The sequence below is a fragment of the Tellurirhabdus bombi genome (assembly GCF_021484805.1).
GTDB lineage: Bacteria > Bacteroidota > Bacteroidia > Cytophagales > Spirosomataceae > Tellurirhabdus > Tellurirhabdus bombi.
Map to the genome: position 1 here is coordinate 4594036 of NZ_CP090557.1, position 14796 is coordinate 4608831.

The window sequence follows — 14796 nt, forward strand, 5'->3', positions numbered from 1 at the left end:
CATGTTTCGGAGCAAGGGGGCTGTTTATATATCCGGTCAATCCCACTGAGGGTCAACAATTGTTAGTGGTTCAGCCTGATATACAGGGAATAATGCTTTTTTCAGCGAATTTTTATGCAATGCCTCAACGAGGTTTCTGCGTGTCCTACGTACTTTAGCAGAATCCGGCATTGCTAGCTATGAAAAACCGCCTTCTTTTCTTTCTCTTCTGGGTTGGATTTGTGATCAATGGATTTGCCCAGCAGGGATGGCCACCGCTGTACGAGATCAAAACGGATACCACTGTCTTAACGCTCGATACAACGCATTTTCAAGTTCTGGAAGATGTGAAGGGCGATTTGCCTTTTGAGCAAGTCCGCCAAAGTGCCTCGTTTCACTATGATTCTTATTACAATCCTAGCCGGAAATCGCACGTATGCTGGCTGCGGATGCGCATCAAGAATACCTTGCCCCGCGAGCTGAATTTGTATCTCTGTGATTTTTATAGCAGTTACCTGGACATCTATTGGCTGGACGCGCATCAGCAATGGCAGCACCAGCGCACCGGCGAACTTATTCCCGGCAGCCAACTTCCAGACCGAAAAGGAAATAAAGAACGGAATCGACTGTTGGTAACCCTGCTGCCGGGGCAGGAAACCACGATCTACCAACGTTCTGAAAACCTATTTTGGCAACAGCCCCTGAGCTTTCTACTGCCTAAACTACAACCTGAAGCGCATCGTATTCAGTCTGTTTATAAACAGATTCAGATAGATAATGGATGGAAAGAGTATTTCTTCGGCGGGATTATGATCGGTATTCTCTTTCTGGCGATCTGCTACAATCTTTTTATCTTTATTTCTATTAGAGACCGGGTTTATTTATATTTTAGCATTTGCCTGATTTTCTTCACCTTAGACCGTAACGCGTCTCTTATCCAACTCGCTTTTTTTGACGAGCAACCTTATATATTCCGCTTACTAGCCAATTTTTTCTTTATCATCTTTTTCATTTTCTTTATTCAGTCGATTCGAAATTTCATTCGGCCCGCCCCAAATTTGAAGGGCTTAAACAACAGCATTATAGCTTTTTTGGCTCTCACTACCCTTGTTAATCTCTTCCAGTTTTTTGCCTTCCTTTTTCCCACTTTTCCAATTTATGAATCCGTCATACTCATCGAATTCCTGATTCGAATCGTCTACGCGTTATGCATCGTCCTAACCCTGAAAATGCTGAAGCGCGGCTCGGAAGATGCCCGGTTTGTTTTGCTGGCCACCCTGCCCCTTTTTGTTTTTTGGACCATTACCCTAATCGACCGCCTGACGAATATCTATTTTGAACATGCCGTGTTTAGATCGCTATGGGATGGTTTTGGCTACATCGAAAGCTTCTGTTTTGCCTGGCTGATTCTTTTCTTTTCCGGCGCTCTGATCAACCGCTACAACCTGGTTCGCAAGCGGGTAACCCAGCAAGCCATCGAAAAAGAGCAGTTAGAAAAAGAACGCGAAATCGAACGCAACCGCATCATTGCCAGTCAGAATGAACGCCTGGAGCAACAGGTTAAAGAACGGACAGCCCAGTTACAAAGCTCCCTGGAAAGCTTAAAAGTTACTCAGAATCAACTTGTTCAAAAAGAGAAATTAGCTTCTCTGGGTGAGTTGACGGCTGGTATTGCGCACGAGATTCAGAATCCCTTAAATTTTGTCAATAACTTTTCGGACGTAACCCGCGAGCTTTTTGAGGAAATGCAGGAAGAGTTGCGCAACGGCTCGCTTGACGAGGCCCTACTATTGGCCGACGATATCCAGCAGAACTTGCAAAAGATCAATCACCACGGCCAGCGAGCCGACAGTATTGTGAAGAACATGCTGGAACATTCCCGCAGCAGTGGCGGCGAAAAACAGCTTACCGACCTCAACGCCCTGGTGAATGAATACCTTAAACTGGCCCACCACGGCATGCGGGCTAAGTCATCCGATGTGAATGTCAAGCTAGTTACCGACTTCGCTTCTGAATTAGAGCCAGTGAAAGTAGTTCCTCAGGATTTAGGCCGGGTATTGCTGAACCTCTACAACAATGCATTTTACGCCGTGCTTGAAAAGCAGCGACAAGCCGATCCTACCTATACGCCCACTGTCACGGTCACTACCCGAAAAATGGCGCAGTTTATTGAGATCCGCGTGACCGACAATGGCACGGGCATTCCCGAAGGTGCGAAACAGAAAATATTCCAACCTTTTTTTACAACCAAACCCACGGGTCAGGGAACCGGTTTAGGCTTGTCGCTTAGCTACGATATTGTTACCAAAGGACACGGGGGGCAACTGGAAGTTGAGACAACCGAAGGCGAAGGCACTCAACTGGTCATTCGCCTGCCTCTTTGAAAGTTGAACCAAGCTAAAGCCCAAAGCTCGCCTAATCCATCGTATCTCCTAAAAGCATTTCTCAGTCCATCCAGCTAATTAAACAGTCAGCGTTACGAATACACCAATTCAGCAAACATCTGTCGTTATCGGAGCGGCGGCAGGTTATTTTTGATGTATCCCGCACGGGGAGCTATGCCTAACCTATACGCTGATGACCGCACCTGTTCTACAAGCCAGTGACATTTTCGACCCTTCTTTGCAGGTAATGCCCGCTTTTGAAACTAATGCGGAAGCCTGTTTTCGGCATCCTGAAATGGGGCAGGTGCAGATGAAAAATACCCTATTCCCACACCTACAAGTGATGGACATGCGCTGGCAGACGGAAAAGGATTTTGTTTTATTCGACCCTACGCCCGTCGATGCCATCAGTGTTAATTTCGTGCTGGACGGTGAATTGGATTCCCGGTTCAAGGGACTTTCGCATGAATTGCCCATGCGAAGCCAGACGCACAACCTCATTCACACGCCCGAAGCAGGCCACCAGAACCGAATCCAGGGCGGGCAGAACCTGTCGATGCTTTTGATTGGGCTGGATAAAAATTTTTTCATGTCCTCCATCGGGCATAACGATCCCTGGAGTGAAGCAATACTTAATAACCTGGAGCAAGGACGGCCTTTTTCGGGGGTGAAGGGTACGCAGGCCATTACACCTCAGATGCGTCATCTGATCGAAGATATTCAAAATTGCCGGGCTGTCGGACCCATGCGTAGTCTCTTGATTCAGTCGCGGGTGCTGGAGCTGGTGGCGTTGCAAATCGACCAGTTCCGGACTCCATACGCTGCTTCCGAAACCATGTCGGCCAACGAAGCCGAGAAACTTTATCACCTCAAGGCTTACCTGGAAACCAATTTTCTCGCCGAGCACTCACTGCACCTGCTAAGCCGCCATTGCGGACTCAACGAATTTAAAGTGAAGAAAGGATTTAAACAGTTGTTTGGCACAACCGTCTTCAACTACCTGCGAAAACTACGCATGGACTATGCCGGTCAGTTGCTTCGTCACCACTCGCTTTCCATTGATGAAGTATCCGATCGGCTGGGGTATGAACATTCCCAACATTTTTCGATTGCCTTCAAAAAATACACCGGCTTTTCCCCTTCCCACTACCAACACCGTCGGGCAAGCTGATTCGGTAGCCTTTACTGGTCGTTTTTCTTAAGCGTAGATTGCGGTTTTCTGGTCGAATTAGAACAGATAAGCCTCAATCTACGCTTAAATAATAGGGTCGATACCCAATCAGGCCGCCTCTGCTAAGCGCCTGTTCTGTAAAATTCATAATCCGTTTGAGGTATGTTCTAATCCGTTATGCGTAGGCACTCCCAGCCTTTTTGACCCAACTTTGCATCATAACGTTTATGCTTATGTTTAGTCAATTTCTCATTTTTGGCCTGGGTCTCGAAAGTCAAACTGATGCTGCTGTCTCGCTGTCCGATAAAACGTATATCAGCATCACATTTGCCCAAAAAACATACCGGTACAAAAGTGCGGAAACCAGCACTTTTACCAGACAGGGCGCCAATCAGTTGTGGTACATCAACCTGGGAGCAAAGAGTGATCATTTTTTGTCGATCGCTGTTTCCGGCAACCGGCAAGGAATATTTCCGTTCGGTAACAAAGCCTCTTTATTTCCGGGAATTAGCCTGATCACCTATGGCCGCGATCAGGCCGTTTATTCCTCCTGCCCCGCGCATCATGATCTCAGTTTACAAGCCCAGGGAGCGGTGCACATTGAAGCGCAGGAAACCAGTAAACTAGCCAAAGGCAGATTTACGGGCTTCCTTTTGTCTAGTAATTGCCTGCACCAGATGAGCCAGTTAGTGCCGATCAGTGGCCAGTTCTGGCTGCGTCGTTAACTCAAATTATACATTCAACTACCTATTCTATTTTCATTTACCCGTTAAACAACAAATCGATGCGCACCTCAAGAAACCCAGTAGTTTCGTTTTCCTGGTATTTAGTGAATCCGGGAAGATTCGTATTTTTCTTTTTGGCATTGCTAACCCTGGTTACCAGCTGTAAAAAAGATAACCCTGAAATCAATCCGATTGATGCACTCGTGGCTAACGCTGGGCCTGACCAACCCGTTCAGGTGGGGCAAACCGTCACCCTCGACGGTGGTGCCTCTAAAGACGGTCAGAGAAAACCCCTGACTTACCAGTGGGCAATTACCCAGAAGCCCGCAAAAAGTAGCGTTGCTCTAACAGTACCTAACACCGTCCGCCTGACCTTCGTACCCGATGAAGTTGGCGAATACGAGTTGACTTTAACGGTTTCTAATGGCGAAAAGGCAAACACCGATAAAGTCTTGGTTACCGCTTCGGCGGCGCAACCGCTTACGCTTAACAAAGACATTACGGTCAAAACCGTGCTGGAAGACCGCATCGTAAACCCAAATCTGCCGGATTATATTGTTCCCAAAAGCATCGCCGTTTCGCATGAACTGACCATCAATCCGGGCGTGGTGATTGCTTTTGAACGGGACGTGACCTTTACAATCACCGATCGTGGCTTTTTGATTGCGAAAGGAACTGCCGACCAAAAGATCCGCTTTGTGGGTGTTAATCAAAGCAAAGGTTACTGGGCGGGAATTATGCTCAATTCGGAAAGTAATGTCAATCTGATGGAGCATGTTGAAGTCTTGCACGCTGGTAGCCGTATTATGCTGGACAATAAAAAAGCAGGCATGGTTATGTTTAAAGGCAGCCAGATGGCCATTAAAAACTCCCTTTTCGGCCAGCATGATGGTTATGGTCTGTTTGCGAGTGACGAAGCCGTTCTGCGGGAGTTTTCGGCCAATACGTTCAGTGGCAATACCGACGCTGGCATTCTTCTTTCTACGGAAAATGTTGCCAAGTTAGACGCCGCATCGGTCTTTACAAGTGGTAACGGACGCAATGTCGTAGAAATCAATGGCTCTTACATTGGCGAAACGGGTCAGAAAGACGAAATTGTCTGGGGTGGTTTTGCTGATAAAACTCCCTACCGCCTCTTGAACGATATCGCCGTGCGGACTGGCTGGAAACTGAGTCCAGGCGTTACAATTGAGTCGTCCCGCGATGTAGTGATCATCATCAACGAATCAGCCTATCTAAACGCCGTGGGAACTGCCGACCAAAAGATCCGTTTCACGGGCATTGGTGGTACAACTGCCTACTGGACGGGTATTTTGTGCCACTCGCCCAGCGCAAAGAACCAGCTTGAGAACGCCGAAATTAGCAACGGAGGTAGTAATTCGATTATTGCGGGCAAAAAAGCGAATCTGGCTCTTTACGGCAACCAAGCCAGCATTACTGTCAAAAGAACACGCATTGCCGGGAGCGGCGGTTATGGTATTCTAGTCGGTTTCGGCGGCAAACTAAATGAAGAGGCAACGAGCACGAACGCCTTTGCAAATAACGCCCAGGACGATGTTTTGATCGAAGAGTAAGAACCGGAGCCCTTAAGAAATTTCTTACTTTTTAGGGAATAAGTCCCGTTTAAGCGATAAAAGGTGCCCCGACTAAATATTTAGTCAGGACACCTTTTATTTTTTGTTATTTTGCAGATAAAACTGTCTTCAATTTTTGAATACTGGCTTTTCACTTGGTATGGTTAACGTATATTGGTTATGGACAGTCCTAATTTCGAAAAGCATCGAATCTATCTTGCCGACGACGATGTAGATGATAGTTACCTGTTTCAAGCGGTTATTCAGGAGCATTTTCCTGGCGTAGCGTTTACTTCTTTTCCCAGCGGAGATGCTCTTCTAGCGGCTCTGCAAACAACGGATTCATTACCTACACTCATTTTTCTGGATTATTGGATGCCGCTTCAAACGGGTCTGGAAACCTTCCAAGAGTTGAAAAAGCAACCCCAGTTGGCGTCAATTCCGGTGGTCTTGCTCACGGGTCAGGTGCAGGCACTTTCAGCCGAGAGCATGGAAGAGCAAGGAATCTGGCGAATTTATAACAAACCAACCAGTCTGGCCGAGCTACGTCAACTGATTGACCAAACGTTAGGAGTAAAGTAATTCTGCCGAAACGGACATACCAATTAGAACCAATGAATAGGAAACTCTTCACCTAGCTTGACCTTGCCCCACTGGCTCATTTCCCCCCTCCTGGAATTAATACGAAGATCTTTTTTTTGCGCTATTCTTGTCTGACAATTAGTACAGTATAGCCACCTTACAAGGCTGATAAACCAAGATTTATACACAGGATTCTTGATGTCTTTGCCCGTGACTTTTCAATAACTTACCAAATTACCAATGGACCATTGGCGCACTTGCGGCCTTTTAATTAGGAATTAATCGTTTTAAAAATGTATTATTGCCAAAGCCCTCAAGCTTTCACTTTACAAAATAAGGAGCAAAACCCGCTGGTTCTGCTGGTGGGTTTTCTTATATGACCTTGTCCGGGAAAACAAGTCTAGTTTATACCATATGACTTTATCAGTTAAAAACACCTTAGACCGCTTTTTGTAACTGTGGCCTGATGGTGGCCCAGCGACGACGACTAATTGACAATTTTTGTCCGTTTTTAAGCACAACTGCTTTTGCCTGGCTACCCGGCAAGAGACTAATTTCTTTTATGTAAGCCGGATTTATCAATACCTTTTTATGAATCCGAATAAAGTGAAGGTAAAGGGATTCGTAATGCTTTATAGTCTTGGAGGTTAAGTATCTCTGCCCATCTGGGTAATGCAACCAAGTATAATTTCCTTCGCCAATCAGATAGGAAAGTTCAATTTTTTTCATGGTTTATTGAGGGGTCTATAGAGATAAGCCTACTTTCTTCCATGATAGATGCAACTAAGCCAATCAGGTCAACTGATTGGCTAGAAGGCAACAAAATTAAGTAGATTTACTAAGTGAAAAGCAAGTAGAACGTAGCATACGGAGAGCGTATCCCGAAGAGCAAATCTAGCTAGTTGGAAAGGCGTATTTACTACCTGAATGAGTAGTTTTTAGGTCTTAATAGACTACCCGGATGGGTAGTCCGCTATTTTTTGAGCATAAGAAGGAATTCTCTACGGTCTTTTATATCCAAGAGTAGGTAGATATTTTTGATATGGTATTTCACTGTATTTTCGGAAATAAATAATTTCTCAGCAATCATTTTATTAGACATCCCTAGTGCGAGGCACTCCAATACTTCCTGCTGCCGCTCTGAAAGCTTATTCCAGGGTTCCTTTTCCCAATCAATTTTGGCGGAAAGCAGAGGCTTCTGCTGGGAGCGTTGAACTTCTAACTCCGAAGAAATCCGCAAGGATTCTTTTTCAATCCGGTGCTGTCGACGACGAAAGCTATAGAGCCAGCCCAGCAACGCAGCAACAACAACCAACAGGCTAATCAGCGCGAGGGTGAGATACTTTTTATTGGTCTGCTCCTGCTGTAGCTTTTGATTTTTTTCGGCGATCAGAATAGCTTCCTTTTGATTGTGCAGAGAGGAAATTTTGGTTTCGCGCGCATATTCTTTATTAAGGCTATCCAGTTTTTTCTGGACCAGCGCAATGCCAGGCAGGTTATTACGTCCCTCGTAGATGTGCAGCAGCTCTTCATATGCGTACAGATGGTACTTGATTATGCGGCACGAATCTGTGTAATGGGTTGATTGCGTCAACGCTTTATCCAGTAAATCGAATCGCTGCATCGCATCATAAAGTTGCATCTTCTTGACATAAATCATTGGCAGATGGCAAGGTGTTGATGCCCGCATCCACTGAATGGCTTTGTCGTAGGTAGCTTCCGCCTCCGCATACTTTTTATTAAGAAACAATAAATAGCCCTGCTGCATAACCAGCTTCGATTTATTTTCCAGGCTTATGTATCTAAAGTTGTTTTTTTCTAGCCTATCCATCAGACTATCAGCCTTTTTGTAGTCGTGGGTATCGAAAAAAGCAAAGGCCGCTTCGGATTGAATGGTAGCTATGTAAGACTCTTTTTTTGGGGTTGCTTCTGCATACTGCCGGGCGATGCCCAAGAATTTCAGAGTAGATTCATAATCGAACACACGCTTGTAGGTATGTGAAAGCAGGAGTGCCGCCTGGTATTTTTCATCCGGCCTAAACGCGTCACTTTGCAAGATTGGGAGTAATAAAGCTTGCGATTCTGTATACTTAAACTCGTTGTTGAGTTGATATACTTTTTGCTCTAATTGCCGAAAAGAAGGGCTTTGTCCATTGGCAAACGACTGCAATAGACTAAAAAAAAACAGCAATAAGTAATAGCGTGTATAGTTAAAAGGCATACAGAACTAATGTCGATAACTAAGCGATTCGGCTGCGAAAGTGCCCTGGTTGGACTTGAAATTCAGCTAGTGGCCGAATTTATACAAACTCGAGCGTAAAGCATAATGGAAGAAGTCGTTAGCTTGTTGCTACCAGACGCTTTGCTGCCAGCTTCAGCATTAACCTTTAGAGCGGTCAGCGGGATAGTAGCTGCTCCTTTCACTTTACGCTGGCGGAAAACAAAAATAGCTCACAACGGGCGTTGCAAGCTATTGATTTTTAAGGTGATCCCGTTTGGATTCGAACCAAAGACCGTCTGCTTAGAAGGCAGATGCTCTATCCAACTGAGCTACGGGACCTGGAAATTTTTAGAAGTATAAGCTAAACTTGCTTATCTCTTAATTTATTCATCCAGAGCAACAGAGAGTCAAAATTTTCTCAGAGCTATGTAGAAGAGTGCCAAAATTAGACTAATTACCGCCCTTTTCCAAATCTGCCTCAGTCAATTCGGTTTATTATATTATTAAGCAAAGGCTAGAAACAGCCTTCAACTACCAACTTATTGATTATCTATATTGGGTGCCATTAACTAATCCCTAAGCCTCTTTTCTCGCCCACATCTTCTTTATCTACTGAGTAAGGCTCAATTTACTGCTAGTGTTTAAACACTTTGTAAGCAGAGTGGAAACAATAAGCGCGTTTGTAGAAAGCAATTTTAGCGGCTCCTCGCTATTTTATGTTTAGATAAACGAAAAGCTTGCGGTACTAATAGGGGTAAAACAGAAAAACCGTCCAAATCTTTCGATTTAGACGGTTTTTAGTGTCGGGGTGGCAGGATTCGAACCTGCGACCACCTGGTCCCAAACCAGGTACGCTAACCGGACTGCGCTACACCCCGAGTGTGTATTACCGAAGTTCTAAATAACGCTTAGTGTTCTTTAGACTTCGCGGAGAGAGAGGGATTCGAACCCTCGGTACCCTTGCGAGTACGGCAGTTTAGCAAACTGCTGGTTTCAGCCACTCACCCATCTCTCCCGTTCTCTCAGCGCCGTTGAGCGATTTGAGTGCACAAAGATAGGTGAATCTTTTCCACTTTGTCAACTATTTTTTTTATAAAATCTTCATTTTTCTTCTAAACTCAGATTCCGAAAGGTGACGAAAGCGGGGGTTTCAGACCGCAACTATACTGACCTTCTCCGAGTTATCGACGAAAGGATTTTTTTCGTCTTTTTCAGAAAAATGTTTCAGTATTGTTTCAGCAGGGCCATCTGCAACCCGGATTCTCCCATAAATTGTGTTCGCACGATCAACGACGGATTGAGAGAAACGAGACATATACCGTTCCGTTGTCGAAACAGTCGAGTGTCCCAGGGACATTTGTACTAATCGGATGTCGCCAGTGACCTCATAAAGATGGTTAGCGAACGAGTGCCGGGACGTGTGCAGCTTCAGGTATTTTTCTACACCTGCCTTTTTAGCTACCCGGCGAATTACTTTAGAGCCGTAGGAGACAATCCCCTTTAGGCGCTTGCGCAATTCAACCTCTGACAAGCTGGCATCCTGAGTTCGCAAAAATGGAAATAAAAAATCATCGGGATTCTTGCCGTCGGCATACGCCAAAAGCATCGGCTGAATCTGAGCTGGCACCAGAACGCTTTTCGGTTTGTCAGTTTTGTCCATCGCGTAAACAATCCGGTACTGAACACTAACTTTTCCTTCAAGCATTACATGATCCCGCTGGAGCTGATTAACGCGCATTTGGATAAGGTCACCCGACCGCATACCGTGCAGAAAATATTCCGCTATGTAAGCGTTCCGGAAATGCTCTTCCTGGTTGCGCGGCAATTGAACCTCCATGATGCGTTCCAGTTCGTAGGTAGTCAGGCGTTCAACCTGCACCGTGGCCTCCTTAGGTAGCTCATAACCCAACATAGGGTTTTTGTTCTCTGGCAGCTTCTTGGCGCTAATGTATTTAATCAGATTGGTCCGCAACTTCAAAAGGTACTCACGCACCGTAGAAGCCTTTAAACCGTCGTTAAACATAAACGCTTTGTAGCCGTCCACCAATTCGGTAGTGACCTCCCCAAATAACAGATCGTCTTTTGGAGCAATGAAAACCAAAAGTTTGTTGAGTGCTATCTGGTGGCAGTCGGCAGTTCCTAGCTTCTTATTAGCAACATACTCCCCGATCCGCTTTTGAATGAATTGAATGAAACTATCACCTGCGTTATTTTCGAGCCGGTTTTTTATGTCCTTGACGGAAAAATAAGCTTCGGATTCCCGAATCTCCCGAATAACGCGCTGCGCCTTCTCAAACCGCGCACGAATGAGCGAATTGAGTAAACCAGACTGAGGATGGCCCGTACGAATCCAGTTGAACTTGTCAGCACTCCCCTTATCGTTAAACAGCTTTTCCCGAACGTAAACGTCCGTTCCGGCATAGGCATGTTTTCGACAATAGGTTATTCGTAGCATAACAAGAAATTCTCCGTCTTCGCGGGGTTTTGAGTTCAGTATGATTTTAAGCGTAACGTTAGACATTAAAGGGGTACGGTAAGCAGATGATCAATTCAATTACAATTCTCCACCCAGTGAGCGGCGGATCTTAAAAAGCATTTCGATGTCCTGACGGCGTAGCTGCATAGAGCCGCCCCGGGATGTGTCATAAGAAGAGAGTTCAAGAATGCCGGACGTACGGAGATTGTTATGAACGATCTTTTTCACCAGCACTCCCTCAGCACCGGCGATTTTAACCGCAATGATGCCATCGGTCACGTCATTGTATTCCGAAGAATCAAGCAAAACACCCAGTACCTTATGACCAGCCGGAAGAAGCGGCTCCATATGATCCTGGTGGGTAATTTCAATCGCATAGCCCCGCTCAAATTCCTCGTCGGTGAACATATCCTTTAGCACGTAGGTAGCTGATTCAGGACGGAACACAGGCGAAAAGTTTACGCGGATATCGTGCAGCATGGCAGTTGTGATTGATTTACGCAGCGCGGCCGTCACCGTCGGCAAGGCACGTAGATCAGCACCGGTAACGCGCTGTTCAGGTGTACTCCTACTACCAAAGATTTCCTCTTCCGACACGTCAGGACGGTAGATTTTTTTGATGGCAGCCAGAATCGAATCACGCACATCGCGCCGGAATCGTTCGGTTTTCTTGTAATAATGCACCTGCGTGCGTGAAACTCCCATTTCCTCAGCCAGTGACACCTGGGTAATGTCGTGGCGAAGCAGGAACCTGCGTAGGCAGGCACCCTCGTTTTTCGGATCACCCGAACGCTCCAATAGTTCGTCACTAAAGCGGATCTCAGGAATATCGTTGCGCGATTCATCCCGGAGCCATTCCAATGTCACACCGTCGAAACTGTTGGCAATTTTTTCGAGTGTGTCGTCTGAAACTGGCTTTCCCTCTTCAATGCGACCCATGGTGGAGGCAGCAACCTTGACTAGCTGGCTGAACTTGTATTTGTTCAGGCCAGACTTCTCTCGGAGTCCTACAATCTTTTCATTAATGGTCATTTCTGGAGTACTAATATTAAACGTGGTTGTAATCATGGCGTGCAGGTTTGATTAATAATTACCTTACTTTTCTTGCGCAAATCATTTCGATTGTTAATATTCGCAAATATTATCATTAACAATGTTAACAACTTAGCAAACGTATAGATATTTATGAAAAAAACCGTCAAAAATTTTTTGCTTCTGGCTAAATCTTTAGAGTACGGTATAATAGCCAAACATGCAGGAGCCTCCTACCAGACGGTTAGCAAATTTGCCAATCGTGCATCAAATGAGAAACCTTCAACCAAGCACCGAATCATTGATGCCATGATTTTATTAGGCAAACAAAAAATTGCTGACTTGGAGCAGGAACTTGTAGAATTAGAGCAGTGGAGACGCGAATTTTTACCTGAACGAGAAAAGCTGTGAGCGGTACCGGAACACCAATGCAAGCCGTGCCTTGGCACGTATACGAAGGCTTAGTTAAGCGCCTGGAACAATTAGAAAGTCAAATGCAGGCCTGGCAATCCTGCAATCAACCAGAATGGCTATCCAGACCACAGGCAATGGAATTTCTCTGTTGCAGCTCAACGAAGCTCTGGGAGCTAATGAAAAATAATGTCATTGAGTATTCAAAGAATGGAAGCAAGCCTCTCTTTCGCCTAGCGTCCTGTCAAGCGTATCTTGATCAGAGAGCAGTTAGCCAGTCAGAAATACAGCGCCGGTTAATAATTCTGTGTTCGTCGAAAAAAAATTATTAACATTTTTCTTGCATCATTGTTAATATTAATATTAACTTTGAGCATCAAATAAAAAATGCTACTATCAACTGACAGCAGCATTCTGCAATACTCAAAACAAATTTAACTAGGATGAAAACGACGAAATCAACCAGCCAGTTCCAGCGCATGAACGCGCTCCTGCAAATTGCTCAGATCGAAGCTGACCTGATAGACTCAGGCAAAGCAGATTCGGCTACGATTATTGAAATCACGCATACCTATTGCGTGATGGCCTTAACGTCTGAGTCGGGTTACAGCGAAGCAACTGTTTTGCTAACTTCATCGAATCGCGCTGTTATCGATCAGATACGAGATAAAATTCGAGTTGCAGTGCGTGGTTGCGAAGACGAGTTCCGGGTAATGATTCAAAACCTCCTAGTTGAAGCCAGAGAGAAACATCCGCAGGACACACTGCAAACCGGCATACTGGCACACCAGATCATTGCAGGAAGATACTTCTAAGAAAACTCAGGGGCCTACGGGTCCCTTTTTCGAACCCGCAAATTCCCAACCTCATGGAAAATCAAACTAAGAAACTCGACGATTTATCTTTTTACGACGAATTAAAAGACGATCTACCGACCGATAAAGGCGCGGACTGGGTAATGTACTTTTTTGTAGCTGTTCTCTGGATACTAATTTTCGCTGGTTTCTGGCTCTTTAGCGAATGAAAACGATCATCCGTCACATTCCCGCCGACGTGACCGGCACAACCGGCACCGTCATTCTAGCCAAATGCATTTACGGCCTGGCCAAAAATCTACACTTCATAGACGCTGGCTACCTTATGGCTCTCCTAACTGGATGGATAATATTCTGGACGTTCGTTCACACCAAACAGGTTCGCAACAATGACTATAAATGAAGCTCCTGTAGCTACGCAGGAATTAATTGATAACCTGCTTTACGTATTCGCTGACGAAAACGTACTATTAACGCAGCCACGTTTGATCAGACGGCTTGATCAGCTTGGCGAACGGTTTTACTACTATCTCGAAAATAACGTCGCCACGTTCTTTATTTCGACAACCAGCTTTATCAAGAAGGTCACACCGACCGGCCCCCACCTGATAGAATGGTTTAAGAAAATGGGCGATAAAGCCGACCAGATACGCGATGAGGCAGCCGACTACGGTACACTCATGCACATCTGCTTTGCCGACTACCATCTGACCGGCTACGATTTCGATAAGACGACCTTGATAGTAAAGAAATATTTGGTTGATCTTGGCTATGCCTGCACCAAAAGCCGCCTGGGTGATTGGACTAAAAAGCTTAACAAGGCCGTTGCCAGTTACGCCAAGTTCTGCGAAGACTTTGTAATTGAGCCCGTACTGATTGAAGGCATGTTGGCGAGTGAGGAATTAGGGATTGCCGGCACACTGGATTTGGTTGCTTATGCCACCGTAAAGGGTAGACGTATACTGGTAAGCGTTGATTTCAAAAGCGGGAGTATTCAGAAGTCAGCCCAGATGCAGCTTGCAATCAATAAGATCATTTTCGAAGAGAATTTCCCGCATCTGGAAATCGACGAAAACTGGTCCTGGTCACCAAAGGATTTCCGAGATAAGCCGACCTACGAACTCGCTAACCAAACGAAAACAATCTATACTCCTGCCCTCATTGATCATTATTTGGCGATTTATCAGGCTGAGTATGGCAATGAACTGAAAGGCAAGACCATTCACCGCTTCACGGGTACTGTTCGGCCCGGACAACCAATCGCAGAACGTCATCAATTGCTGGACGTTTCGGATGCAGTTGCCTTGAATTTCTAACTGGATTCTATTTATGAAATGCCCAAAATGTGAAGGCCGAGGCTGGTACGAGAATCCTAAATGGATAGGTGGAGGGTCAGCTTCGGAGGGAATCTCTCCGAGTTTTAAAT

14 protein-coding genes and 3 tRNA genes are annotated in these 14796 nt (G+C 45.5%); 10 read left to right on the forward strand and 7 right to left on the reverse strand.

Annotation, left to right across the window (positions count from 1 at the left end):
- The first annotated feature begins 179 nt into the window (after window positions 1–179).
- The 5 genes from L0Y31_RS19485 to L0Y31_RS19505 all read left to right on the forward strand — a co-directional run bounded on the left by L0Y31_RS19485 (window position 180) and on the right by L0Y31_RS19505 (window position 6415).
- Window positions 180–2363 (forward strand): sensor histidine kinase, encoded by a 2184-nt coding sequence (locus tag L0Y31_RS19485; RefSeq protein WP_234734757.1) that lies wholly within the window; start codon window positions 180–182, stop codon window positions 2361–2363.
- A 193-nt stretch (window positions 2364–2556) separates the two neighbouring features.
- On the forward strand, window positions 2557–3534 hold the full coding sequence (locus L0Y31_RS19490) for a helix-turn-helix transcriptional regulator (RefSeq protein ID WP_234734758.1): 978 nt from the start codon (window positions 2557–2559) through the stop codon (window positions 3532–3534).
- Between the two features lie 233 nt (window positions 3535–3767).
- On the forward strand, window positions 3768–4259 hold the full coding sequence (locus tag L0Y31_RS19495) for a hypothetical protein (protein WP_234734759.1): 492 nt from the start codon (window positions 3768–3770) through the stop codon (window positions 4257–4259).
- A gap of 59 nt (window positions 4260–4318) precedes the next feature.
- Window positions 4319–5833, forward strand: a complete 1515-nt coding sequence (locus L0Y31_RS19500) for a PKD domain-containing protein (protein WP_234734760.1) — start codon at window positions 4319–4321, stop codon at window positions 5831–5833.
- Window positions 5834–6013: 180 nt separating this feature from the next.
- Entirely contained in the window at window positions 6014–6415 is a 402-nt protein-coding gene (locus L0Y31_RS19505; protein WP_234734761.1) for a response regulator, read from the forward strand.
- 438 nt (window positions 6416–6853) lie between these two features.
- On the opposite strand, the gene L0Y31_RS19510 is transcribed toward L0Y31_RS19505, so the two are convergent.
- The 7 genes from L0Y31_RS19510 to L0Y31_RS19540 all read right to left on the reverse strand — a co-directional run bounded on the left by L0Y31_RS19510 (window position 6854) and on the right by L0Y31_RS19540 (window position 12180).
- Window positions 6854–7144 carry a LytR/AlgR family response regulator transcription factor gene (locus L0Y31_RS19510; protein ID WP_234734762.1) on the reverse strand — a complete coding sequence of 97 codons (291 nt, stop codon included), beginning with the start codon at window positions 7142–7144 and terminating at the stop codon, window positions 6854–6856.
- 244 nt (window positions 7145–7388) lie between these two features.
- Window positions 7389–8636, reverse strand: a complete 1248-nt coding sequence (locus tag L0Y31_RS19515; protein ID WP_234734763.1) for a helix-turn-helix transcriptional regulator — start codon at window positions 8634–8636, stop codon at window positions 7389–7391.
- A 265-nt stretch (window positions 8637–8901) separates the two neighbouring features.
- A tRNA-Arg gene (locus L0Y31_RS19520) sits at window positions 8902–8975 on the reverse strand.
- A gap of 464 nt (window positions 8976–9439) precedes the next feature.
- Window positions 9440–9514 (reverse strand) — tRNA-Pro (locus L0Y31_RS19525).
- A gap of 50 nt (window positions 9515–9564) precedes the next feature.
- A tRNA-Ser gene (locus L0Y31_RS19530) sits at window positions 9565–9651 on the reverse strand.
- A 135-nt stretch (window positions 9652–9786) separates the two neighbouring features.
- Window positions 9787–11157 (reverse strand): site-specific integrase, encoded by a 1371-nt coding sequence (locus L0Y31_RS19535; protein WP_255772895.1) that lies wholly within the window; start codon window positions 11155–11157, stop codon window positions 9787–9789.
- Between the two features lie 33 nt (window positions 11158–11190).
- On the reverse strand, window positions 11191–12180 hold the full coding sequence (locus L0Y31_RS19540) for a helix-turn-helix transcriptional regulator (protein WP_310587118.1): 990 nt from the start codon (window positions 12178–12180) through the stop codon (window positions 11191–11193).
- A gap of 117 nt (window positions 12181–12297) precedes the next feature.
- On the opposite strand from L0Y31_RS19540, the gene L0Y31_RS19545 reads away from it, so the two are divergent.
- The 5 genes from L0Y31_RS19545 to L0Y31_RS19565 all read left to right on the forward strand — a co-directional run bounded on the left by L0Y31_RS19545 (window position 12298) and on the right by L0Y31_RS19565 (window position 14686).
- A complete protein-coding gene (locus L0Y31_RS19545; RefSeq protein ID WP_234734766.1) occupies window positions 12298–12555 on the forward strand; it encodes a LacI family DNA-binding transcriptional regulator in 258 nt (85 codons plus the stop codon).
- 443 nt (window positions 12556–12998) lie between these two features.
- Window positions 12999–13370, forward strand: a complete 372-nt coding sequence (locus L0Y31_RS19550; protein ID WP_234734767.1) for a hypothetical protein — start codon at window positions 12999–13001, stop codon at window positions 13368–13370.
- Window positions 13371–13423: 53 nt separating this feature from the next.
- Complete coding sequence (locus tag L0Y31_RS19555) at window positions 13424–13579, forward strand: hypothetical protein (protein ID WP_234734768.1); 156 nt, start codon at window positions 13424–13426, stop codon at window positions 13577–13579.
- Window positions 13576–13773: a hypothetical protein gene (locus L0Y31_RS19560; RefSeq protein ID WP_234734769.1), complete on the forward strand. Its 198-nt coding sequence runs from the start codon at window positions 13576–13578 to the stop codon at window positions 13771–13773. The genes L0Y31_RS19555 and L0Y31_RS19560 overlap by 4 nt, the downstream gene beginning before the upstream one ends.
- Window positions 13760–14686, forward strand: coding sequence for a hypothetical protein (locus L0Y31_RS19565; RefSeq protein WP_234734770.1), 927 nt, complete (start codon window positions 13760–13762; stop codon window positions 14684–14686). Before L0Y31_RS19560 ends, L0Y31_RS19565 begins: the two co-directional genes overlap by 14 nt.
- The last annotated feature ends 110 nt before the right edge of the window (window positions 14687–14796 follow it).

What these genes read in the sequence shown, in the direction of transcription:
- L0Y31_RS19485 (WP_234734757.1), top strand. Translation starts at nt 180, where the DNA reads ATGAAAAACCGCCTTCTTTTCTTTCTCTTCTGGGTTGGATTTGTGATC.
- L0Y31_RS19490 (WP_234734758.1), top strand. Translation starts at nt 2,557, where the DNA reads ATGACCGCACCTGTTCTACAAGCCAGTGACATTTTCGACCCTTCTTTG.
- L0Y31_RS19495 (WP_234734759.1), top strand. Translation starts at nt 3,768, where the DNA reads ATGTTTAGTCAATTTCTCATTTTTGGCCTGGGTCTCGAAAGTCAAACT.
- L0Y31_RS19500 (WP_234734760.1), top strand. Translation starts at nt 4,319, where the DNA reads ATGCGCACCTCAAGAAACCCAGTAGTTTCGTTTTCCTGGTATTTAGTG.
- L0Y31_RS19505 (WP_234734761.1), top strand. Translation starts at nt 6,014, where the DNA reads ATGGACAGTCCTAATTTCGAAAAGCATCGAATCTATCTTGCCGACGAC.
- L0Y31_RS19510 (WP_234734762.1), bottom strand. Translation starts at nt 7,144, where the DNA reads ATGAAAAAAATTGAACTTTCCTATCTGATTGGCGAAGGAAATTATACT.
- L0Y31_RS19515 (WP_234734763.1), bottom strand. Translation starts at nt 8,636, where the DNA reads ATGCCTTTTAACTATACACGCTATTACTTATTGCTGTTTTTTTTTAGT.
- L0Y31_RS19535 (WP_255772895.1), bottom strand. Translation starts at nt 11,157, where the DNA reads ATGTCTAACGTTACGCTTAAAATCATACTGAACTCAAAACCCCGCGAA.
- L0Y31_RS19540 (WP_310587118.1), bottom strand. Translation starts at nt 12,180, where the DNA reads ATGATTACAACCACGTTTAATATTAGTACTCCAGAAATGACCATTAAT.
- L0Y31_RS19545 (WP_234734766.1), top strand. Translation starts at nt 12,298, where the DNA reads ATGAAAAAAACCGTCAAAAATTTTTTGCTTCTGGCTAAATCTTTAGAG.
- L0Y31_RS19550 (WP_234734767.1), top strand. Translation starts at nt 12,999, where the DNA reads ATGAAAACGACGAAATCAACCAGCCAGTTCCAGCGCATGAACGCGCTC.
- L0Y31_RS19555 (WP_234734768.1), top strand. Translation starts at nt 13,424, where the DNA reads ATGGAAAATCAAACTAAGAAACTCGACGATTTATCTTTTTACGACGAA.
- L0Y31_RS19560 (WP_234734769.1), top strand. Translation starts at nt 13,576, where the DNA reads ATGAAAACGATCATCCGTCACATTCCCGCCGACGTGACCGGCACAACC.
- L0Y31_RS19565 (WP_234734770.1), top strand. Translation starts at nt 13,760, where the DNA reads ATGACTATAAATGAAGCTCCTGTAGCTACGCAGGAATTAATTGATAAC.